Annotated in this window: 20 protein-coding genes and 1 riboswitch; of the genes, 13 read left to right on the top strand and 7 right to left on the bottom strand. The window is 71.0% G+C overall.

Going from position 1 to position 20,624, the window contains the following annotated elements:
- Positions 1-181 precede the first annotated feature (181 nt).
- Positions 182-1,303 (top strand): glycoside hydrolase family 6 protein, encoded by a 1,122-nt coding sequence (locus ACZ5U5_RS24155; protein WP_469026093.1) that lies wholly within the window; start codon positions 182-184, stop codon positions 1,301-1,303.
- Here the strand turns inward: ACZ5U5_RS24155 and ACZ5U5_RS24150 are convergent.
- Positions 1,282-2,697, bottom strand: a complete 1,416-nt coding sequence (locus tag ACZ5U5_RS24150) for a uracil-xanthine permease family protein (RefSeq protein ID WP_469025208.1) — start codon at positions 2,695-2,697, stop codon at positions 1,282-1,284. The genes ACZ5U5_RS24155 and ACZ5U5_RS24150 overlap by 22 nt on opposite strands.
- Before the next feature lie 102 nt (positions 2,698-2,799).
- A complete protein-coding gene (locus tag ACZ5U5_RS24145) occupies positions 2,800-4,005 on the bottom strand; it encodes an MFS transporter (RefSeq protein ID WP_469025206.1) in 1,206 nt (401 codons plus the stop codon).
- Between the two features lie 98 nt (positions 4,006-4,103).
- Between ACZ5U5_RS24145 and ACZ5U5_RS24140 the strand changes: the two genes are divergently transcribed.
- From ACZ5U5_RS24140 to ACZ5U5_RS24090, 11 genes are all read left to right on the top strand, one after another.
- Complete coding sequence (locus ACZ5U5_RS24140) at positions 4,104-5,267, top strand: ROK family transcriptional regulator (protein WP_469025204.1); 1,164 nt, start codon at positions 4,104-4,106, stop codon at positions 5,265-5,267.
- A gap of 122 nt (positions 5,268-5,389) precedes the next feature.
- Positions 5,390-5,520: riboswitch (FMN riboswitch) on the top strand.
- 219 nt (positions 5,521-5,739) lie between these two features.
- Positions 5,740-6,813: a bifunctional diaminohydroxyphosphoribosylaminopyrimidine deaminase/5-amino-6-(5-phosphoribosylamino)uracil reductase RibD gene (gene ribD / locus ACZ5U5_RS24135; protein WP_469026091.1), complete on the top strand. Its 1,074-nt coding sequence runs from the start codon at positions 5,740-5,742 to the stop codon at positions 6,811-6,813.
- 1 nt (position 6,814) lies between these two features.
- Positions 6,815-7,456, top strand: coding sequence for a riboflavin synthase (locus ACZ5U5_RS24130; RefSeq protein WP_469025201.1), 642 nt, complete (start codon positions 6,815-6,817; stop codon positions 7,454-7,456).
- Positions 7,457-7,512: 56 nt separating this feature from the next.
- Positions 7,513-8,109: a nicotinamide mononucleotide transporter family protein gene (locus ACZ5U5_RS24125; protein WP_469026089.1), complete on the top strand. Its 597-nt coding sequence runs from the start codon at positions 7,513-7,515 to the stop codon at positions 8,107-8,109.
- A complete protein-coding gene (locus tag ACZ5U5_RS24120; RefSeq protein ID WP_469025199.1) occupies positions 8,106-9,404 on the top strand; it encodes a bifunctional 3,4-dihydroxy-2-butanone-4-phosphate synthase/GTP cyclohydrolase II in 1,299 nt (432 codons plus the stop codon). The genes ACZ5U5_RS24125 and ACZ5U5_RS24120 overlap by 4 nt, the downstream gene beginning before the upstream one ends.
- A gap of 46 nt (positions 9,405-9,450) precedes the next feature.
- On the top strand, positions 9,451-9,936 hold the full coding sequence (gene ribH, locus ACZ5U5_RS24115) for a 6,7-dimethyl-8-ribityllumazine synthase (protein WP_469025196.1): 486 nt from the start codon (positions 9,451-9,453) through the stop codon (positions 9,934-9,936).
- Between the two features lie 35 nt (positions 9,937-9,971).
- The gene (locus ACZ5U5_RS24110) at positions 9,972-10,244 is read left to right on the top strand and encodes a phosphoribosyl-ATP diphosphatase (protein WP_469025194.1); all 273 of its coding nucleotides are present in this window, start codon (positions 9,972-9,974) and stop codon (positions 10,242-10,244) included.
- 53 nt (positions 10,245-10,297) lie between these two features.
- On the top strand, positions 10,298-11,146 hold the full coding sequence (gene hisG / locus ACZ5U5_RS24105; RefSeq protein WP_469025192.1) for an ATP phosphoribosyltransferase: 849 nt from the start codon (positions 10,298-10,300) through the stop codon (positions 11,144-11,146).
- A 21-nt stretch (positions 11,147-11,167) separates the two neighbouring features.
- Positions 11,168-11,614, top strand: a complete 447-nt coding sequence (locus ACZ5U5_RS24100) for a PH domain-containing protein (RefSeq protein ID WP_469025189.1) — start codon at positions 11,168-11,170, stop codon at positions 11,612-11,614.
- Positions 11,615-11,812: 198 nt separating this feature from the next.
- Complete coding sequence (locus ACZ5U5_RS24095) at positions 11,813-13,156, top strand: hemolysin family protein (protein WP_469025187.1); 1,344 nt, start codon at positions 11,813-11,815, stop codon at positions 13,154-13,156.
- Positions 13,153-14,241, top strand: coding sequence for a hemolysin family protein (locus ACZ5U5_RS24090; RefSeq protein ID WP_469025184.1), 1,089 nt, complete (start codon positions 13,153-13,155; stop codon positions 14,239-14,241). The genes ACZ5U5_RS24095 and ACZ5U5_RS24090 overlap by 4 nt, the downstream gene beginning before the upstream one ends.
- Before the next feature lie 34 nt (positions 14,242-14,275).
- On the opposite strand, the gene ACZ5U5_RS24085 is transcribed toward ACZ5U5_RS24090, so the two are convergent.
- Positions 14,276-16,147, bottom strand: a complete 1,872-nt coding sequence (locus ACZ5U5_RS24085; protein ID WP_469025182.1) for an AAA family ATPase — start codon at positions 16,145-16,147, stop codon at positions 14,276-14,278.
- 434 nt (positions 16,148-16,581) lie between these two features.
- A complete protein-coding gene (locus ACZ5U5_RS24080; protein WP_469025180.1) occupies positions 16,582-17,244 on the bottom strand; it encodes a uridine kinase family protein in 663 nt (220 codons plus the stop codon).
- Between the two features lie 206 nt (positions 17,245-17,450).
- Between ACZ5U5_RS24080 and ACZ5U5_RS24075 the strand changes: the two genes are divergently transcribed.
- Complete coding sequence (locus ACZ5U5_RS24075) at positions 17,451-18,815, top strand: peptidase C39 family protein (RefSeq protein WP_469025178.1); 1,365 nt, start codon at positions 17,451-17,453, stop codon at positions 18,813-18,815.
- 87 nt (positions 18,816-18,902) lie between these two features.
- Here the strand turns inward: ACZ5U5_RS24075 and ACZ5U5_RS24070 are convergent, their stop codons facing one another.
- The 3 genes from ACZ5U5_RS24070 to ACZ5U5_RS24060 are packed head-to-tail and all read right to left on the bottom strand — an operon-like array spanning position 18,903 to position 20,619.
- Positions 18,903-19,544, bottom strand: coding sequence for a hypothetical protein (locus ACZ5U5_RS24070; RefSeq protein WP_469025176.1), 642 nt, complete (start codon positions 19,542-19,544; stop codon positions 18,903-18,905).
- 42 nt (positions 19,545-19,586) lie between these two features.
- Positions 19,587-20,219 (bottom strand): hypothetical protein, encoded by a 633-nt coding sequence (locus tag ACZ5U5_RS24065; protein WP_469025173.1) that lies wholly within the window; start codon positions 20,217-20,219, stop codon positions 19,587-19,589.
- Positions 20,206-20,619 (bottom strand): hypothetical protein, encoded by a 414-nt coding sequence (locus tag ACZ5U5_RS24060; protein ID WP_469025171.1) that lies wholly within the window; start codon positions 20,617-20,619, stop codon positions 20,206-20,208. The genes ACZ5U5_RS24065 and ACZ5U5_RS24060 overlap by 14 nt, the downstream gene beginning before the upstream one ends.
- Positions 20,620-20,624: the final 5 nt, after the last annotated feature.

The following is a 20,624-nucleotide window of genomic DNA, read 5'->3' as shown; positions in this document are numbered from 1 at the left end:
GGAACGGCGGCTGTGTGTGCCCCTGGGGAGGGGAGCCGGCACGCCGCGTCAGGGGGACGCGGGAGAGGGGAGGGACAGCAACACCGTGACAGGTAAACGCGCACGACATCGAGCCGAGCGGACGACCGAACAACGGGTCGAGCGGAGGGCCGGGCGGAGAGGCGCCGCCCGCCGTGGCGTCATGGTCGCCGCGGCCTCGGTCGTGGCCGCCGTCGGCACCGTCACCGGCCTGGTGTCCGCCCTGGACGAAGGCGGCGGCAAGGATCAGGCGCGTCCGAAGGTGACGAAGTCGCCGACGCTGGAACCACTGCCCGCGGTGCCGACGCCGTCCGCCTCGAAGACCTCGGCGAAGCCGTCGCCCGCGAAGTCCTCCGCAGCCCCGAAGCCGAAACCGAACCCCTCGACGCAGCGCCCGAAGAAACCGACCCGCGCCGCGGACCCGGCCGATTCCCTCTACCGCCATGGCGATTCGCAGGTCCTGGACTGGGTCAAGGCCAATCGGAGCGACCCGCGCAGGCCGCTCATCGAGTCGCGGATCGCCGCCCATCCCGCCGCCGTGTGGTTCGCGGAGTACGCGCCGGGGACCATCACCTCACGGGTGCGCGCGGTGACGTCGAACGCCGGGGGCCGGGTGCCCGTCGTCGTGCCGTACGCGATACCGGACCGCGACTGCGGGGGCGCGTCGCAGGGCGGCGCGCCGGACCTCGCGGCGTACGACGCGTGGATCGGGAAGTTCGCCGCGGGCCTCGGCTCCGGCGAGGTCATCGTCATCCTCGAACCGGACGCGATCGCGCTCTCCGAGTGCCTCTCCGCGCAGGAGCGCACCGCCCGCTATGCCTCACTGTCCCGCGCGGGCCGCACCCTGAAGGCCGCCAACCCCAGGGCCAGGGTCTATTACGACGCCGGGCACTCCGGCTGGAACGCCGCGGCCAAGCAGGCCGGACGGCTGCGCGCGGCGGGCGCGGCGTCCCCCGCTTCGTCCGACGGCGTCTTCACCAACGTCTCGAACTTCCACCGCACCGATGCCGAGGCCGCGTACGCACGCAAGGTCCTGTCCGGGCTCGGCGGTCCGGCGGGCCTCGGCGCCGTCATCGACACGAGCCGCAACGGAAACGGCGCCCCGGCGGACGGCGAGTGGTGCGACCCGGACGGGCGCGGGCTCGGGCCGAGCCCGACCCTGCGTACCGGCCAGGCCCGCATCGACGCCTATCTGTGGGTCAAACTGCCGGGCGAGTCCGACGGCTGCAAGGGCGCGCCCGGGACGTTCACGCCCGGCTACGCCTACGACTTGGCGCGCGGCTGAGAGCCCGCTTCCGGGCCTTCCTCGCCCTCGTCGTACGTCGAAGTGCCCGAATCAAGGAGCGGTTCCTGCGTCTTGAGGTGCGGCGGGGCGAAGGCGCGAAGGACGTGGTAGCCGGTGATCACGACGATGGTGCCGAGCGCGATGCCGCTCAGCTCGAAGTTGTCGGTGATCTTCAACGAGACGCCACCGACGCCGATGATGATGCCCGCGGCGGCCGGGACGAGATTCAGCGGATTGCGCAGGTCCACCCCGGCGTTGATCCAGATCTGGGCGCCGAGCAGGCCGATCATGCCGTACAGGATGACGGTGATGCCGCCGAGCACACCGCCCGGGATGGCCGCCACGACCGCGCCGAACTTGGGGCAGAGGCCGAAGAGCAGGGCGAAGCACGCGGCGGCCCAGTACGCGGCCGTGGAGTAGACGCGGGTCGCGGCCATCACGCCGATGTTCTCGGAGTACGTCGTGTTGGGCGGGCCGCCGACCGCCGTGGAGAGCATGGAGGCGGCGCCGTCGGCGGAGATCGCCGTGCCGAGCTTGTCGTCCAGGTTGTCGCCGGTCATCTCGCCGACCGCCTTGACGTGCCCGGCGTTCTCGGCGACCAGCGCGATGACCACGGGCAGCGCGACGAGGATCGCCGACCACTCGAAGCTCGGCGCGTGGAACGTCGGCAGGCCGATCCAGTCGGCGTTGCCGACGGCGGAGAGGTCCAGGCGCCAGTGGTCGACGACCTTGCCCGAGCCGTCCGCCGAGTGGATCTTGCCGAAGACCAGGTCGAGGACCCAGGACAGGACGTACCCGAAGATCAGCCCCAGGAAGATCGCGACGCGTGACCAGAAACCGCGCAGGCACACCACGGCCAAACCGGTGAACAGCATCACCAGGAGCGCCGTCCACTGGTCCTGCGGCCAGTACGTGGACGCCGTGACCGGCGCCAGGTTGAAGCCGATCAGCATGACGACGGCGCCGGTGACGATCGGCGGCATCGCGGCGTGGATGATCCGCGCCCCGAACTTCTGGACGGCGAGGCCCACCAGGAACAGCGCCGCGCCGACCACGAAGACCGCCCCCGTGACGGTCGCGGAGGAGCCGCCCTGCGCGCGGATGACGGCGGCCACGCCCACGAAGGAGAGCGAACAGCCCAGGTAGCTGGGCACCCGGCCGCGCGTGGCGAGCAGGAAGATGACCGTCGCGACGCCCGACATCATGATCGCGAGGTTCGGGTCGAGGCCCATCAGGACGGGCGCCACGAAGGACGCGCCGAACATGGCGACCACGTGCTGGGCGCCGAGCCCGAAGGTGCGCGGCCAAGAGAGCCGCTCGTCGGGACGGACGACTGCTCCGGGCGCGGGGGTGCGCCCGTCGCCGTGCAGTCTCCAGCGCACGCCGAGATCCATGGTTCTGTTCCGCCTTCTGTGCGCCCGACTTGGTCAGGACTCGTCGGCAAGACTGTTGTCAAGACCTGAATGAGTCAGCGCAATGTTAATCCGGCGTAAGGTTCACGGTTTCCCCGCGGGCGCGTCCGCCGGTGCGACCGGAGTGGCCTCGCGGCCGTCCGTGCGGAGCACTCCCGCGAACAAGGCGAGCCCGCAGGCGAGCACGGTCACCAGGCCGAAGGAGACCACCAGGCTCGTCGCGTCGGCGAGCGTGCCGATCGCGGACGGGGCGATCAGGCCCGATGTGTACGTGATGGTGGCGACGCCCGCGATGGCCTGGCTCGGAGCCGGACCGCTGCGTCCGGCCGCGGCGAAGGCGAGCGGCACCACGACGGCGATGCCGAGCCCGAGCAGCGCGAACCCGCCCATGGCGACCGCCGGATGCGGCGCCACCACCACGAGCAGACCGCCGAGCGCCGCGACCACGCCGCCGACGCGCACCGTGCGGACCGCCCCGAACCGGTCCACCACCGCGTCGCCCGCGAGTCGCGCGATCGCCATGGTGAGCGTGAAGCCGGTGGTGGACGCGGCGGCGACACCGGCCGACGAGTCCAGGACGTCCCGGAGGTAGACCGCGGACCAGTCCAGGCTCGCGCCCTCCGCGAAGACCGCGCAGAAGCCGACGGCGCCGATCAGGAGCGCCGACTTGGGCGGCAGCGAGAAGCGCGGCGGTGCCTCGTCCTCGGGCTCCGCCTGCAGGTCGAGCACGCCCTGGCAGGCGACGAGACCGATCGCGGTGAGCGCCGCGGCGGCGAGCGCGTGGTGCAGGCGGGCGTCCGAGCCCAGGTGGGCGGCGACCGTGCCGGCCGCGGAGCCGATCAGGGCGCCGACGCTCCACATGCCGTGCAGGCCCGACATGATCGACTTCTTCATTCGGGTCTCGACCTCGACACCGAGGGCGTTCATCGCCACGTCCGACATGCCCGCCGTCGCGCCGTACACGAACAGGGCGAAGCAGAGCGTCAGGAGGTTCGGCGCGAGCGAGGGCAGGATCAGCGACATCGTCCACAGGGCGAGCAGGCCGCGCAGAGCCGTCCGGGCGCCGAAGCGGTGGCTGACCCAGCCCGCGAGCGGCATCGCCACGGAGGCGCCGATCGCGGGGAAGGCGAGGGCGAGGCCGAGGAGTCCGGCGCTGAGGTCGGCGTGCTCCTGGATCCAGGGCACGCGGGTCGCGAAGGAGCCGGTGACGGCGCCGTGCACACAGAAGACGGCGGCCACGGCGTACCGTGCCCGCTTCAACTGACGTACGTCGTAGGTCACTTCACTCATCGATGCTCTGCCCCTCCCGAGGTGCCACCCCACTACGGCGACGTAAACTATCAGGAACCCTGCCTGATAAATAGCAGCTTTATGGAAGGATCCCCGGCATGCCCGCATCACCGAGCACCGCCCGGGCCATCAACGACCGGCTCGCCCTGGGGCTCCTGCAGCGCGAAGGGCCGCTGACGGCCAACCAGTTGAAGCAGCTGACCGGCCTCTCCCGGCCCTCGGTCGCCGACCTGGTCGAGCGCCTCCAGGGCTCCGGCCTGATCGCGGTCGTGGGGGAGGCGGGTGCCCAGCGCCGGGGGCCCAATGCCCGGCTGTACGGGATCGTCGCCGACCGGGCGCATCTCGCCGCCCTCGATGTACGCACCGACGGCTTGTCCGTCGTGGTCACCGATCTGCTCGGTGCGGTGCTCGCCGAGGCCTCCGCGCCCATCGGCGGCGACACCGGGACCGAGCCCGCCGTGGAGCGGGCCGTCGCCCTCGTGGAACGCACCGCGCGGGACGGCGGGGTCCATCGCCTGCACACCGTGGCGATCGGCGCCCCCGGCCTCATCGATCCCGCCACCGGCGAACTGCGCGACACCACCTCGCTGCCCGCCTGGCATCGCCGCCTCGCCGGAGCCCTCCAGGAGCGGCTCCCGGCCCGCGTGCTCGTGGAGAACGAGACCAACCTCGCCGCCCGCGCCGAACAGCGCGACGGCGCCGCCCACGACCGCGAGACGTTCGTCCTCCTGTGGCTCGGTGAAGGCGTCGGCGCCGCCGTCGTGCTCGACGGGAGCCTGCGCCGCGGGGCGTCCGGCGGCACCGGGGAGATCGGCTTCCTGCCGGTTCCCGGCACGCACGTCCTGCCATCCGCCACCGCCTGCGAGGGCGGCTTTCACTCGCTGGTCTGCGCCGCTGCCCTCCGCGAGCTCGGCGAGGAGCACGGCATGGCGGCCGGGGGCGAGACCGCGGACATGGTGCGCCGCGCCGTGGAATCCGGCCCCGCGGCCTTCCTCGACGCCGCCGCCGACCGTGTCGCCGTGGGCGCCGCCGCCATGGCCGCGATCCTCGATCCCGGCTGCGTCGTGCTCGGCGGCGAGGTCGGCCGCGCGGGCGGCGACGCGCTCGCCGCCCGGGTGGCGGAGCGCCTCGCCGCCATGTCACCCCTGCACACCGAGGTGCGCGCGAGCGCGCTCGGCGGCGCGGCGGTCCTGCGGGGCGCGCTGCTCGCCGCCAGGGACGCCGCGCAGGACGACCTTTTCGGACCCGGGCTCGGCGGCTGAGACCCGACGGAGGGGCCGTCACCGCCGGTCAGAGTCCTGTCACACGCTGCTGTGAGCCAGGCCACAGGGGTTCGCCCGTATGAGCTTCGATCAGGCGTGGCACACTGGCCTCGTACCAAAAGCAGCGCACTCCGGGGTCGGTGTAATTCCGAACCGGCGGTTATAGTCCGCGACCCGGCCGCCTCCAGCGGTCGGTTGACCAGGTGAAATTCCTGGACCGACGGTGAAAGTCCGGATGGGAGGCAGTGCGCGGCGGGCGGGCATTCGTGCACGTCGCCGAGTGGCTTGTTCTTGGGATACCCGTCTCTTCGGGTTTTCCGGGGGAGAAGTCTCGTTTCCGGCGTCGCTCCCGGTGCCGCGGTCCGTACATTCTGTCGTCATCGACAGGCCCCGGAGTCCGTGCCTTATGAGGCAGGAGGACCCGGTGGCCACCGCACCCGCAACAGCAGCGGACGAGCACGAGCTCGCCGCCATGCGCCGTGCCATCTCGCTCGCCGCCCTCGGGCTCGGCTCCACAAGCCCCAATCCGGTCGTCGGATGCGTGATCGTCGACGCCTCCGGAGAGATCGTCGGCGAGGGCCACCACGAGCGCGCCGGCGGGCCGCACGCCGAGGTCCACGCCCTGCGCGCGGCCGGCGAGAAGGCCCGCGGTGCCACCGCCCTGGTCACCCTCGAACCCTGCAACCACACCGGACGCACCGGACCCTGCGCCCAGGCGCTCATCGACGCAGGGATCACCCGCGTCGTCTACGCGGTCGGCGACCCGAACCCCACGGCGACCGGGGGCGCGCAGCGACTGCGTACCGCCGGGGTCGACGTGCGGGCGGGCCTCCTGGAGGACGAGGCCGCCGCGGGCAACGCCGCCTGGCTCACCTCCGTACGCCTAGGCCGCCCCCACGTCACCTGGAAGTACGCGGCGACGCTCGACGGCCGCATCGCCGCCGCCGACGGCAGCAGCCGCTGGATCACCTCCGCCGAGGCCCGCGCCGACGTCCACCGGCTGCGCGCCGAGTGCGACGCGGTGGTCGTCGGCTCCGGCACCCAGCGCGCCGACGACCCGCACCTCGCCGTGCGGGGCATCGAAGGTGCCGTTCAGCCGCTGCGCGTCGTCGTCGACACGAACGGCACCGCGGTGACGCCCGGCGCCCGCGTCCTGGACGACGCGGCGCCCACGCTCGTCGCGGTCGCCGAGAACGTCACCCCGGAAGGCGATGCGGAGACGGTCCGACTGCCGCGCGCGGACGGCGGGTTGGACGTCCCCGCCCTCCTCGACGCGCTGCACGCGCGCGGGGTGCGTTCCGTCCTCCTCGAAGGCGGGCCGACGCTCGCCGGAGCCTTCGTCGCCGCGGGCGCCGTCGACCGCGTCATCGCCTACCTCGCCCCCGTCCTGCTCGGCGCGGGCCCCGCCGCCCTCACCGGCGGCGGAATCACGACCATCACCGACGCGTTGCGGCTCGACGTGAGCGAGACCGTCCGTATCGGCCCCGATCTGCGCGTCACCGCGACCCTCGCAGCGCACGCGACCCCCGTAGCGAAGGAGCACTGAAGTGTTCACCGGAATCGTCGAAGAGCTGGGCGAGATCACCGCCGTCGAGAACCTGGACGACGCGTCCCGCTTCCGCGTCCGTGGCCCCGTCGTCACCGAGGGCGCCAAGCACGGCGACTCCATCGCGGTCAACGGCGTCTGTCTGACGGTCGTGGAGCACGAGGGCGACGAATTCACCGCCGACGTGATGGCCGAGACCCTGAACCGCTCCAGCCTCGGAGCCCTCGCGGCGGGATCGCGGGTCAACCTGGAGCGGCCCACCGCAGTGGGCGACCGCCTCGGCGGCCACATCGTGCAGGGCCACGTCGACGGCACAGGCGAGATCGTCGAGCGCAAGCCCTCCGAGAACTGGGAGATCGTCAAGGTCTCGCTCCCCGCGGACCTCTCCCGGTACGTCGTCGAGAAGGGCTCCATCACCGTCGACGGCGTCAGCCTGACGGTGGTCGACGCCGGGATCGACTACTTCACCATCAGCCTCATCCCCACCACCCTCGCCCTGACCACGCTCGGCATCAAGCAGCCCGGCGATCCGGTCAACCTCGAGGTGGACGTCATCGCCAAGTACGTCGAGCGGATGCTCGGCGACCGCATCGGTGCCGGAACTGCCGCCGACCCCGCTCCCGCTCAGGAGGCCACGAAGTGAACTGGCTCAACTCCGAAGCCTTCACGGCCTTCGGGCAGCACGTGATCTGGTCCGACATGGTGGGCAACACCATCGGCCTGATCGCCCTCGCCCTCGGCTGGCGGCGCTCCATATGGACCTGGCCCGCCCAGTTCCTCTCCGGCGTCGTCCTCGTCGGCGCCTACGCCTCCGCGCAGCTCTCCGGCGGTGTCGGCAAGCAGCTGCTCGTCATCGGCGTGGCCCTGTGGGGCTGGCGGCTGTGGACCAACGGAAAGCAGCAGGCTCAGGACGGCTCCATCGCCGTCCGGTTCGCCACCTGGAAGGAGCGCGGGGTGCTGCTCGGCGGCACCGCCGTCGGCACCCTGGCGGTCGGCGCCCTGTTCTCCGCCGTACCCGACCTGTCCTGGAACCCCTGGCCCGACGCTTACATCTTCGTCGGCACCCTCGCGGCGATGGTCGCCCAGGCCCGCGGCCTGGTCGAGTTCTGGTTCGCCTGGCTCCTGGTCGACGTGGTGGGGGTCCCCCTCGCGTTCAGCAGTGGCCTGGCCTTCTCCGGCCTCGTGTACGTCATCTATCTCGCGCTCGTCCTGTGGGGCATGCGCGACTGGTGGCTGCGGTCGCGCACTGTGTCCTCGCAGGCCTCGCAGCCCAACATGGAAGGAGCCCCGGCATGAGCGCGGCACCTGTTTGGTACAGCACGGGTCACGAAGAAGACGCCTCCGACCTGGCCCTCGATCCCGTCGAGGCGGCCATCCGCGACATCGCCGCCGGGCGGCCCGTCGTGGTCGTCGACGACGAGGACCGGGAGAACGAGGGCGACCTCGTCATCGCGGCCGAGAAGGCCACGCCCGAGATCATCGCCTTCATGATGAGCGAGTGCCGCGGCCTGATCTGCGCGCCCATGGAGGGCGAGGAGCTGGACCGCCTCCAGCTCCCGCAGATGGTCGAGAACAACACCGAGTCGATGCGGACGGCCTTCACCGTCTCCGTCGACGCGAGCGGCGCGCACGGTGTCACCACCGGCATCTCGGCCGCCGACCGCGCCACCACGCTCCAGATGCTCGCCGCGGGCACGTTCGAGCCGGCCGACTTCGTGCGGCCAGGACACATCTTCCCGCTGCGCGCCAAGACCGGCGGCGTCCTGGTCCGCAACGGCCACACCGAGGCCGCGGTCGACCTGGCGCGCCTCGCGGGCCTGCGCCCGGCCGGGGCGATCGTCGAGATCGCGGGCGAGGACGGCACGATGCTCCGCCTGCCGGAGCTGATCCCCTTCGCCCGCAAGCACGGCCTGACGATCATCTCCATCGAGGACCTGATCGCCTACCGCGGCAGCTCCGAGCCGACGGTCCGCCGTGAGGCCGAGGTCCACCTGCCCACCGCCTTCGGCGAGTTCACGGCGTACGGCTACCGCTCCACCGTCGACGGCGTCGAGCACGTCGCCCTCGTCCACGGCGAGGTCGGCGAGGGCGACGACGTCCTGGTCCGCCTGCACTCCGAGTGCCTGACCGGCGACGTCTTCCACTCCCTTCGCTGCGACTGCGGGCCGCAGCTGGAGGCGTCGATGCGGCGCATCACGGAGGAGGGACGCGGCATCGTGGTCTACCTCCGTGGCCACGAGGGGCGCGGCATCGGTCTGCTCTCCAAGCTGCGCGCCTACGAGCTCCAGGAGCGCGGCAGCGACACCCTGGACGCCAACCTGGAACTCGGCCTGCCCGCCGACGCCCGGGACTACGGAGCGGGGGCGCGCATCCTGGACGACCTCGGCGTCCGCAGCGTGCGCCTGATGACGAACAACCCCGACAAGACCGACGCGGTGATCCGGCACGGCCTGAAGGTCACCGGACGCGAGCCCATGGCGGTCACGGCGGGCGAGCACAACCTCCGGTACCTGCGTACCAAGCGGGACCGCATGGGCCACGACCTGCCCTGGCTGGACACCCCTGAGGTGTCCGCCTGCGGCAACCAGTAAGCAACGGCATACGAGAAGCACGGCAAACGAGAACCAGGAGAAGCGCGTGAGCGGCAAGGGTGCACCCGAACTGAGCGTGAAGAACTGCGGAGACCTGCGGGTCGCGGTGATCGCCGCCCAGTGGCACGAGAAGGTCATGGACGGCCTCGTCGACGGCGCCCTGCGCGCCCTGCACGAGCTCGGCATCAGCGAGCCGACCGTCCTGCGCGTACCCGGCAGCTTCGAGCTGCCGGTCGTCGCCAAGGTCCTCGCCGGACGTGGCTACGACGCGATCGTGGCGCTCGGCGTCGTCATCCGCGGCGGAACCCCGCACTTCGAGTACGTGTGCCAGGGCGTCACCCAGGGCCTGACCCAGGTCACCGTGGACACCGGCGTGCCCATCGGCTTCGGCGTCCTGACCACCGACACCGAGGAGCAGGCCCTGGACAGGGCGGGCATCGAGGGCTCCAGCGAGGACAAGGGGCACGAAGCGGTCACCGCCGCCGTCGCCACCGCGACCACGCTGCGTACGATCTCCGAACCCTGGCGGTGAGCAGGGCCGGGGAGCCGCGTAAAGTAAGCGACATCATGTCCAAGAAGACTTTCGAGGAGCTCTTCACCGAGCTCCAGCACAAGGCCGCCACCGGCGACCCCGCCACGTCGCGCACCGCCGAGCTGGTCGACAAGGGCGTCCATGCCATCGGCAAGAAGGTCGTCGAGGAGGCCGCCGAAGTCTGGATGGCCGCCGAGCACGAGGGCAAGGAGGCCGCGGCCGAGGAGATCTCCCAGCTCCTCTACCACGTGCAGGTGATGATGGTCGCCCGCGGCATCTCCCTCGACGACGTGTACGCCCACCTCTGAGCCGTACACACCACTCCGCCCAACTCTCCCGTCACGCAAAGGAATCCGACCTCATGCTGCGCATCGCCGTCCCCAACAAGGGTTCACTGTCCGGACCTGCGTCGGCGATGCTCCATGAGGCCGGATACCAGCAGCGCAAGGAGTCCAAGGAGCTCGTCCTCGTCGACCCCGAGAACGAGGTCGAGTTCTTCTACCTCCGGCCCAAGGACATCGCGATCTATGTCTCGGCCGGCAAGCTCGACATCGGCATCACCGGTCAGGACCTCCTCGTCGACTCCGGCGCGAACGCCGAGACGATCCTGCCCCTCGGCTTCGCACGCTCCACCTTCCGCTTCGCCGCCAAGCCGGGCACCGCGAACACCATCGCGGACCTCGCGGGCAAGACGGTCGCGACCTCGTACGAGGGCATCGTCGCCAAGCACCTCGCGGACAGCGGCATCGACGCCTCCGTCGTCCACCTCGACGGCGCCGTCGAGACCGCCATCGAGCTGGGCGTCGCCCAGGTCATCGCGGACGTCGTCGAGACCGGCACCTCGCTGCGCAACGCGGGCCTGGAGGTGTTCGGCGAGCCGATCATGAAGTCCGAGGCGGTCGTCATCCGGCGCACGGGCGCGGGCACCGACGAGCCCAAGGTGCAGCAGTTCCTGCGCCGCCTCCAGGGCGTCCTGGTCGCCCGGTCGTACGTGATGATGGACTACGACTGCCGTGCCGAGCACCTGGAGCAGGCCGTCGCCCTCACCCCGGGCCTCGAGTCGCCGACCATCTCGCCCCTGCACAACGAGGGCTGGGTCGCCGTCCGCTCCATGGTCCCGGCCAAGGAGGCGCAGCGGATCATGGACGACCTGTACTCCATCGGGGCGCGGGCCATCCTGACCACGGCCATCCACGCCTGCCGCCTCTGAACGGCCAGGAGAACCCGCCTCATGTCCGAGCTTCCCGCGCTCCCCGCCCTGCCCGTGACCTTCCGGCCCGGCCGGACCCGCGCCGTCCTGCTCACCGCGGGCGTCGCCATCCTGGTGGTGCTCACGGTGATCTCCCTGCTCATCCCGGGTCTCAGCCCGGGGGAGCGGCTCAGCTTCATCTTCACCGGTGTGCTGCTCCTCGGTGTCCTGACGCTCCTGAGCAGGCCCAAGGTCGTCGCCGACGAGTCCGGTGTGACCGTCGTCAACATCGCCACCAGCAGGCGCCTCGCCTGGGCCGAGATCGTCCAGGTCAACCTGCGTCCCGGCGACCCGTGGGTGTTCCTCAACCTCAGCGACGGCACCAGCCTCCCCGCCCTGGGCATCCAGCCGGGCATCGCCAAGCAGCGGGCCATCGACGACGCCCGCGCGCTGCGTGCCCTCGCCGACGCCCACAGCCCGCAGGGCTGACGCTTCGGGCCGGGTCTTGATTAATCTGGTGGCGGGGCACGCATGGTGTGCCGCCCCGCCCCTGTCGGGCCCGCCCGGTCCACAGGGGCTCCTGCTACCCGAGGAGTGACTCCCTCCGGCGATGGACGGTTCGTCCTGTAGTACATGCGCCGCCCCCTCCCGTCATACCGGGACTGGACACACCAGGGAGGCGGCGGCATGACAATCTCCCTGCTGCTTCTCGGGGCGGCATTCCTGCTGATTCTCGCCAACGGCTTCTTCGTGGCCGCCGAGTTCGGGCTCGTCACCGTGGAGCGCCCGGACGCCGAGAAGGCCGCAGCCGAAGGTGACCGACGGGCCCGTACGGTCGTCGACGCACTCAAGGAGCTGTCCTTTCAGCTCTCCGGCACCCAGCTCGGCATCACCATCACCTCGCTGGTGGTCGGCATGCTCGCCGAACCGGCGCTCGCGCATCTGCTCGCGGGCCCCTTCACGGCGACCGGCCTCCCGGAAGGCGCCGTACCGGGCGTCTCCGTGGTCGTCGGCATGCTCCTCGCTTCAGCCGTGCAGATGGTGATCGGCGAGCTCGTCCCGAAGAACTGGGCGGTGTCCAAGCCGCTCCAGGTCGCACGATTCGTCGCGGGCCCCCAGCACGTGTTCGCACGTGCCTTCCGGCCCGTGATCTCCCTCCTGAACGCCACGGCCAACCGTCTCGTACGACTCTTCGGCGTCGAGCCGGCCGAGGAGCTCGCCTCGGCCCGCACCCCCGGTGAGCTGGTCTCGCTCGCCCGCCACTCGGCGCAGGCCGGCACCCTCGAACAGGACACGGCGGACCTGTTCGTGCGCACGCTCTCCCTGGGCGAGCTGACCGCGCAGCACGTCATGACCCCGCGCGTGAAGGTCAGCGCGCTGCAGACGTCGGCCACCGCCGAGGACGTGGTGAACCTGACCCGTGCCACCGGGCTCTCGCGCTTTCCCGTGTACCGCGAGCGGATCGACGAGATCGTGGGCATGGTGCACCTCAAGGACGCCCTCGCGGTCCCGGCCCACGAGCGCCTGCGGGCACCCGTCGGCCGCATCGCGCAGTCGCCTCTCCTGGTCCCGGAGACGCTGCCCGTGCAGCAGCTCCTGGAGCGGCTGCGCAGCCAGCAGCCGATCGCCGTCGTCGTCGACGAGTACGGCGGCACGGCGGGCGTGGTCACCCTGGAGGACATCGTCGAGGAGCTCGTCGGCGAGGTCCGCGACGAGCACGACCTGCTCGACCTGCCCGAGATCGCCGCGGTACCCGCCGAGGACGGCCGCCCCGCCTGGGAGGCCGACGGCAGCTGCCGCGTAGACACGCTCCAGCGGATAGGACTCGACGTCCCCGAGGGGCCGTACGAGACCGTGGCGGGGCTCGTCGCCGATCTGCTCGGCCGCATCCCCGCCCCCGGCGACCGGGCCGAACTCCCGGGCTGGCGGCTCGCGGTGCGCCAGGTCGACCACTACCGCGCCGCGCGTGTGCGTCTCGTACGGACCGTGCAGGCCCCGGAAGTCCTGAGCGTGGCGGAGGCCGCCCGATGAGCGTGCTCCAACTTCTGTTCGCCCTCCTCCTCGTCCTCGCCAACGGCTTCTTCGTCGGGGCCGAGTTCGCGCTCGTCTCCGTGCGCCGCAGCCAGATCGAGCCCCTTGGCACGAAGCGGGCGCGCCAGGTCCTCCACGGCCTGGAGAATCTGCCGCAGATGATGGCGGCCGCCCAATTCGGTATCACCGTCTGCTCGTTGACGCTCGGCGCGGTCGCCGAGCCGACCGTGGCGCACCTCCTGGAGCCCGTCTTCGAGGCGGCGCACATCCCCGAAGGGGCGATCCATCCGCTCGGGTACGCCATCGCGCTCGCCGTGGTGGTCTTCCTGCACCTCGTCGTCGGCGAGATGGTCCCGAAGAACCTCGCGATGGCCGCCCCGGAGAAGACGGCGCTCTGGTTCAGCCCCGGTCTGGCCGCCTTCGCCCGCCTGTGCCGTCCGGTCACGGTGGCGCTCGGGGCATGCGCGCGGGTCGTCCTCAAGCTCTTCGGGGTCGAGCCCAAGGACGAGGTCGAGGCCGTCTTCACCAGCGAGCAGCTCAACCGCCTCGTCGGTGACTCGGGCCAGGCGGGACTGCTCGAACCCGAGGAGCAGGAGCGCCTGGAGGACGCCCTGGAGCTGGGCTCGCGCCCGGTGACGGACGTCCTGCTCGACCGGGCGTCGCTGGTGACCGTGGGCGCCGGGGTCACCCCGGCGCAGGTCATCGAACTGACCGGGCGCACCGGCTACTCCCGCTTCCCGGTCTGCGCGGAGAACGGCGCCTTCATGGGCTACCTCCACGTCAAGGACGTACTCGACCTCACGGACGGCGCCGAGACGGACCGCGCCGTGCCGCAGCAGGTCTGGCGCCCGATGACGACGCTGCGGGCCGAGCTCCCCCTGGACGACGCCCTGACGGTGATGCGCCGGGCCGCGACGCACCTGGCGCAGGTCGCCGACGCGTCGGGCAAGGTGCTCGGCCTGGTCGCCCTGGAGGACGTGCTGGAACTCCTGGTCGGCGAGGTCCGCGACCCGGCGCACCGGGTCGCCGTGCCGCGCAAGCCCCGGGAGACCTCTCAGGAGTCGCGGGACGGCGCCCTGGTGTGAGCGTGCGGGGCGGGGGCCTCGGACCGCGGGGGCCTCAGGTCCTCGGCGGGTCCTGCGGCCCCCGTCCCGAAAGCACCTCGCCGTACGCCTGCATCAGGTCGGGCAGCCGCAGGGTCGAGAGATCGTCGCGGCTCGGCTCGCCGGGATAGCCGGAGAGCCGCAGGTCGCGGTAGGCGCAGCTCTTCTCGTAGAGCGTGCGCAGGAAGCGGCCGTTGCCCAGTTCGTCGATCCACGCCTGGTCGACGACGTGCCCGCTGATGGAGCGCAGCTCGTCCAGCGCCTCCTCGTCCCAGACGTCGCCGTTGTCGGCGGCCAGGACCTCACCGATGGAGGTGAGCTCCAGGGGGCGGTACGAGGGAAAGTCCACGCGGGTCGTGAAGCGGGACGAGAGGCCTGGGTTGGCGGCCAGGAGGCGGTCCATGCCCTCGGGATAGCCCGCGAGGATGACGACGAGGTGGTCGCGGTTGTCCTCGGCGCGCTTGAGCAGCACCTGGAGCGCCTCGTCGCCGTACGCGTCGCCCTTGCCGTAGCCCGAGTTGGACAGGGAGTACGCCTCGTCCACGAAGAGGACGCCGCCGATCGCCGAGTCGATCAGTTCGTTGGCCTTCACGGCGGTCTGGCCCAGATACTCGCCGACCAGGTCCGCGCGCTGCGCCTCCACCAGATGGTCGCCGCCGAGCAGGCCGAGCGCGTAGAACGCACGCCCGAGGATGCGGGCCACGGTGGTCTTGCCGGTGCCCGAGGGGCCGGAGAAGACGAAGTGTCGTTTCGGCGGCTGCACGGGAAGGCCCTGCGCGGCCCGCAGGCGCGCCATGTTCAGCTGCGCCGAGAGCGCCTTGACCTGCCGCTTGACCGGTTCGAGGCCGACCATCCCCTCCAGCTCGGCGAGCGCGGCCTCCAGGAGGGCGGGATCGGTGGGGCCGGGCGGCAGTTGCGGCAGCCCCGGCTGGATGGGGATCACGGCCTTCTCGCGCACCGAGTCGGTCTCGGAGGGGCCGCCGGTGGACGGCAGTTCGGGCTCGGTGACCTTCAGATCGCGGCCCTCCGTACCGAAGAGCGGATCGATCCCGTCGGGGCCGTCCATCACGTCCTGCCCGAAGCCGGTCAGGGCGATCGCTGCCAGGTCGGTGACCTCGTCGTATCCGTCGCCCTCGGAGATCGCCGCGAGGCGCGCGGAGGTGTCCATGAAGGAGGGGTCCACCCGGTGCACCGCGCGGTAGAGCGGCAGGGCCGCCGCCGAGCGGCCCGTGCCCTCGTGCGCGCGGGCCAGCCAGTACCGCAGCTCCTTGCGCTGCGGCTGCTCGCTGCGGCACCGCATCAGGGCCGCGGAGAGCAGCGGCTCGGCCTGGCCGTACATCTCAAGGCGTACGCGGGCCATGCCTCCGAAGAGGCCGGCCTCGATGCCCAGCATCGCGTCGTCGATCAGCGAGTCCGTGTGCCGGACCAACTGCTCCCAGTCCTTGACCAGATAGGAGCGGCAGGCGTGCAGGAAACGCACCTGCGGATCCGCGTCCACCGGCGGCAGACCCGCCAACGCCCGGTCGAGCTCCGGGACATGACGCCCGTCCAGCCAGTGCGAGGCGTGCGCGAGCAGCAGGTCACGCGTGCTCTCCAGGACGGGCTGCACCCACCAGCCGAGCCAGTACCAGGAGTTGAGCGTGCGCCCGTGCCGGGTGCGCTGTTCCCCGAACCTGTCCCTGTGCTGGAACATCCTCAGCAGTGCCGTCGTCGTGTCGATGCGCAGCGCGTGCAGTCCGAGCCAGCCGTCGGCCATCCCCGGATCCATCCGCACCGCGGCGCGGAACTCCTCCTCCGCCTGCGGATAGGCGCCCATCGTGTAGGCGTCGACGCCCCTCAGCCAGGCGAGGTCGGCCGGGGCGGGTGATCCCACCGCGTCGAAGTCCATCACGTCCCCCACAAACCGTGCCCCCGTTTGTGTACCGCCGGACCGGTGCCCGTCGGCAAACTTCGCTGAACCGCCGTGCTGCGGACGGACGTTGTACCGGTGCGCAGAGCAGCCGTCCGTAAGTCGCACCGAAAGGCATCGTACCTGCGGAGGAGCACTCGGCCGTAGGGTGCCGCAGCGCGGGATCAGGCAGGCGTAGGTAGGCCTCTTCGTCACCGAGGGTGAGCGAAAGGCGGCTCGCAGCGTCCGGAATGCGAGGATGGAGGGCAGAACGAAGCCCCCGATCACGGGGGAACAACCGGGGGCTTCGCGTCTGCGGGCGACCCCGAAAGGCCGCACATTCAGAACGTAAGTCCTGTAAGGGCCCCCGGTCAAGCCGAGTTGAGGCACTCATGGAAACTGGCGCGAAGTTCTGGGAGCGCTCTTAGCGGGGGTCAGCTGACCGCCTCTGGTCCCTCACCCTGTGTGACGGTTTGGTTGTGCGCAGGCGTCTGATTCGGCCCCTCCGACACCTCATATCCCTCGCGCCACTGTCGCACCAAAGACTGAGCGAAGGGGCGCGAAGGGTCTTCCGCGAAGTGCCGGCGTTCCGCGGGCTCCCACCCGTCCCAGAACTCGCCCTGCACCGACCCGTCCCGGCGTCGCCCCCTGCCCCAGGCCTCATCACGCGGCAGCTCCATCCACAGCAGCCGCGCCAGGAACGGCCGCAGCGCGCGGCGCCCCGCGCCGACCCCCTCGACGAGGACCACGGGCGCGGGCGCGAGGGTGCGGATCTCGGGACCGAAGCGGCGCGCGTGCCAGTCATACGTCTCGTAGCGCGCCGTCTCGCCTCGCGAGAGCGGCAGGAGCACCTGCCGCCGAAGCCGCTCCGTCCAGTCGAACAGCGCGTCGTGGCTCGCGATGTCGTCGAGGCGCAGGACGGGCGCACCGCCCAGGGCGTCGGCGAGGCGGTCGGCGAAGGTGGACTTGCCGGAGCCCGCGTGCCCGTCGACGGCGACGAGACGGACGGGGCCGCAGGAGGGCGGCAGTCGCAGCAGCTCCGCGGCGACGCGTGACAGGGGAGTGGGAGTGGCGTGTGCGGTGGCGTGTGCGGTCATCGTGGGCAAGCGTACGGGTGCGGAATTCGCCGCTCCGCGCGCCGTCGCAGCTCACGCCAGTGGTCGAGGCCAATATTGACGGACGCGGTGGTGGTCGAAGCGCTGGCAGAAGTCGGCTTGAAGCAGCCATAGTTGGCCTACCGCCGTGCATCTGACCTGCCCCTTCCGGACCCGTCCGGAACCCACGTCGACTGGGGGTCCCCGCCATGGACCGAGCTGATGACATGTCCCGCAGAACCGTCCTCACCGCGGCCGCGGCCGTGGCGGCACTGGCCGCCACCGCGAGCCCGGCACTCGCATCGGGCGGCCCGCGCTCCGCGCCGCGCGCGAAGCGGCCCGTGAGCAACCGCTTCTGGGCCTCGCACGCCGACTGGAGCGCCGGCACCGCCGAAGGCACCCGGGCCGTCGCCGGGGCCCGCCCCGGCGTGGAGATCGCCGAGGCCGCCGGCCGCACCGACTACGCCGATCCGCACACCGGCAAGACCGCCACCTGGGAGTACGCCAGGTGGACCTCACCCGTGCACCGGCCCACCGTCCCCGCGACGGAGGTCGTCGCCTCCTGGAACGCCCGCACACCCACCGGGACGTGGCTCCAGGTGGAGCTGCAGGGAACGTACTCGGACAAGGCGAAGACTCCTTGGTACGTCCTCGGCCGCTGGGCCTCGGGCGACGACAAGGAGAAGGACATCCGCCGTACGTCGGTCGACGACCAGAGCGACGGGAAGTCCAGCATCTGGACGGACACCTTCGCCATCGACGACACGACGACCAGCCTGCGCCTCGCCTCGTACAAGCTGCGCCTGACGCTGTACCGCAAGCCGGGCGCCACCGAGACGCCCACCGTGTGGCGGCTCGGCGCCATGGCGTCCGCCGTCCCCGACCGCTTCACGGTCCCGGCGTCGAAGCCGGGGGTCACCAAGGAGCTGAAGGTCCCGCGCTACTCGCAGGAGACCCACGTCGGCCAGTACCCGGAGTACGACAACGGCGGCGAGGCCTGGTGCAGCCCGACCTCCTCGCAGATGATCATAGAGTTCTGGGGCCGCAAGCCGACCGCCGCCGACCTCGCCTGGGTCGACCCGTCCTACGCCGACCCGCAGGTGTGCCACGCGGCCCGCTACACCTTCGACTACCAGTACGCGGGCTGCGGCAACTGGCCCTTCAACGCGGCCTACGCGTCGACGTACAAGGACATGCAGGGCGTCGTCACCCGCCTCGCCTCCCTCACCGAGCTGGAGTCGCTGATCGCGGCCGGCATCCCGGTCATAACGTCACAGTCGTTCCTCAAGGAGGAGCTGACGGGCGCGGGTTACGGCACGGCGGGCCACCTGATGACGGTGATCGGCTTCACGTCGAAGGGCGACGTGATCGCCAACGACCCGGCATCGCCGAGCAATGAGGCGGTACGCCGGGTCTACAAGCGGCGCGAGTGGGAGAACATCTGGCTCCGCACGAAGCGCTACAACGCCACCGGGAAGGTCGTCTCCGGCACGGGGGGCGTCTGCTACGTGTACTTCCCGGTGAAGCTCTCGGCGAAGCAGAGGGCGGCGCTGGCTGAGGTGGGCATTCACTGAGGTACGCACCGAGGCACTGGGGCCCCCTCTCCGCTCGGCGGGGAGGGGGCCTTCGTGTTCCTTCGTGTTCCTTCGTGTTCCTTCGTGTTACTGAGCTGACCCGGGAAGCCGCAGCGTCCGTGCGAAGGTGTCCAGGGGCTCCATGACCGCGGCGATCACTTCCGGATCGTCGTGGTGCCCGCGCAGACAGACGTCGGGGAGGCCGGGCGGGGTGTGCCAGTGGTACGTCACCGAGGTCATCATGATGGTGCTGTCCGCGGGGTAGGAACGAGTGACCCGCACCCCGTCCTCGCCCAGATACGGCGAGGCGAAGGCGACGCTGCCGGACCGCTGCTGCCACTCGGGGATGTCCGGATGCGGCACGGCGGGCGCGGTGAGCCCTTCGCAGGATGCCGCGTCGGGGGCGTCACAGTGGATGCGGGTGGCGTGCATCACCAGCGGCATGGAGGTCAGCGGCACGGGGTGATAGATGAACGCCTCGTCGGCTTGGAGCTTGTCCCGGAGGGTCACGACGGTCTGCTCGTAGAAGCTCTTGTGGAAGCGGCGGAGTTTGCGGGTGAGTTCGGTGCCGTGGACGATGGCCAGACCGGTCAAGTGCGGGTCCAGCCACTCCTTGAACGTCTTCCTGTCCATCTGCAGCCAGAGGTAGCCCCAGAGATCGGGGTTGGCATCCGTGTCGATGTGGAGCTGAGCCCCGAGATCGGTGCTCCAGAGAGTGCCTTCGGACATTGGGCGGTCTCTTTCGTCGGGGGCGCGGGCAGAGGGAGGCCTTTAGGCATAGCTCCAGCGGAAAGTGCCCATGACGGCGTCGAACAGCTCCACGAGGGTGTCGTAGAAAGCGGAGTCCGAGCCGGGCGCGATCAGTGCGCTGAAGGAGAACGTGAGGTACTGGTCGGGGGCGCTGTCCGGGACCGGCACGAAGTATTCGACCCGACGGTGAGCGACGTCGACGCCCTGGGCGGGATCGGCGGGGACGTCTCGCTCCGAGCGCAGCGCCGCGGTCTCGTCGAGCTCCCGTACCTCGGCTCCGGGAGTCTCGGAGGCGAGCGCCAGCAGGACTGCCTCCGGGCCGCTCTCGGGCCTGACCCTCGGGATCTCGATCGGTTCCGAGGCGACGATCGAGACGGGCAGCGCGACGCCGTGGAGCCGTTCGGTGGGGAGGTAGAGGGTCATGCCGCCCTTGGCGCTTGCCCGGCGTACGACCTTCTTCATCTCCTGGGTGAGCTTCAGCCGGGCCTTCGGGACGTCGTCCTTGGGGAAGCCGACGGGCAGCTGCGAGATCGCCTTGCGGACGATGCGGTCCATCGCTTCCTCAGTACCCGAGTGCAGCGGAATCACATCCCAGCCGGGCGGCGGCACCACATTGAAGCCGGTCGGGGCTCGGCGGTGCTCAGCGGTGGCCACGGTGCTCCCGGATCCCTTCCACGACATAGGTGACGCCGACGAAGAGTGCCCACGCCGGGGCGGCGATCATGCCGGGCCAGAAGCCGAGCATCAACGAGGGCAGGAAGAAGCCGCCGCCCATGGCGAGATCCCGGGTGAGGTAGGGCGGACGCTCCGCGTAGCGCGGGTACTTCACGAAGACCCAGACATAGTGCAGGAGGCAACCGAAGATTCCGGCCTCGTAGACGTAAAGGGCGTCGTCCCTCAAGAACTTCGGCAACAGGATCATGATGCCGATCAACGGAAACACCATCGGCATTCCGATGATCAGGGTCAGCCGGAGTCGTCGGTTGGGGCCGGTGCCGAGGCCGGTGCGGGCGGCTTCGGTCTCGGCGATGCGTTGCGCCGAGTACAGGTCCATGGAGG

The organism is Streptomyces sp. NPDC033177 (assembly GCF_055577715.1).
Note: the sequence above shows the minus strand (reverse complement) of the source record. Positions and strands in the feature narration are given on the sequence as shown.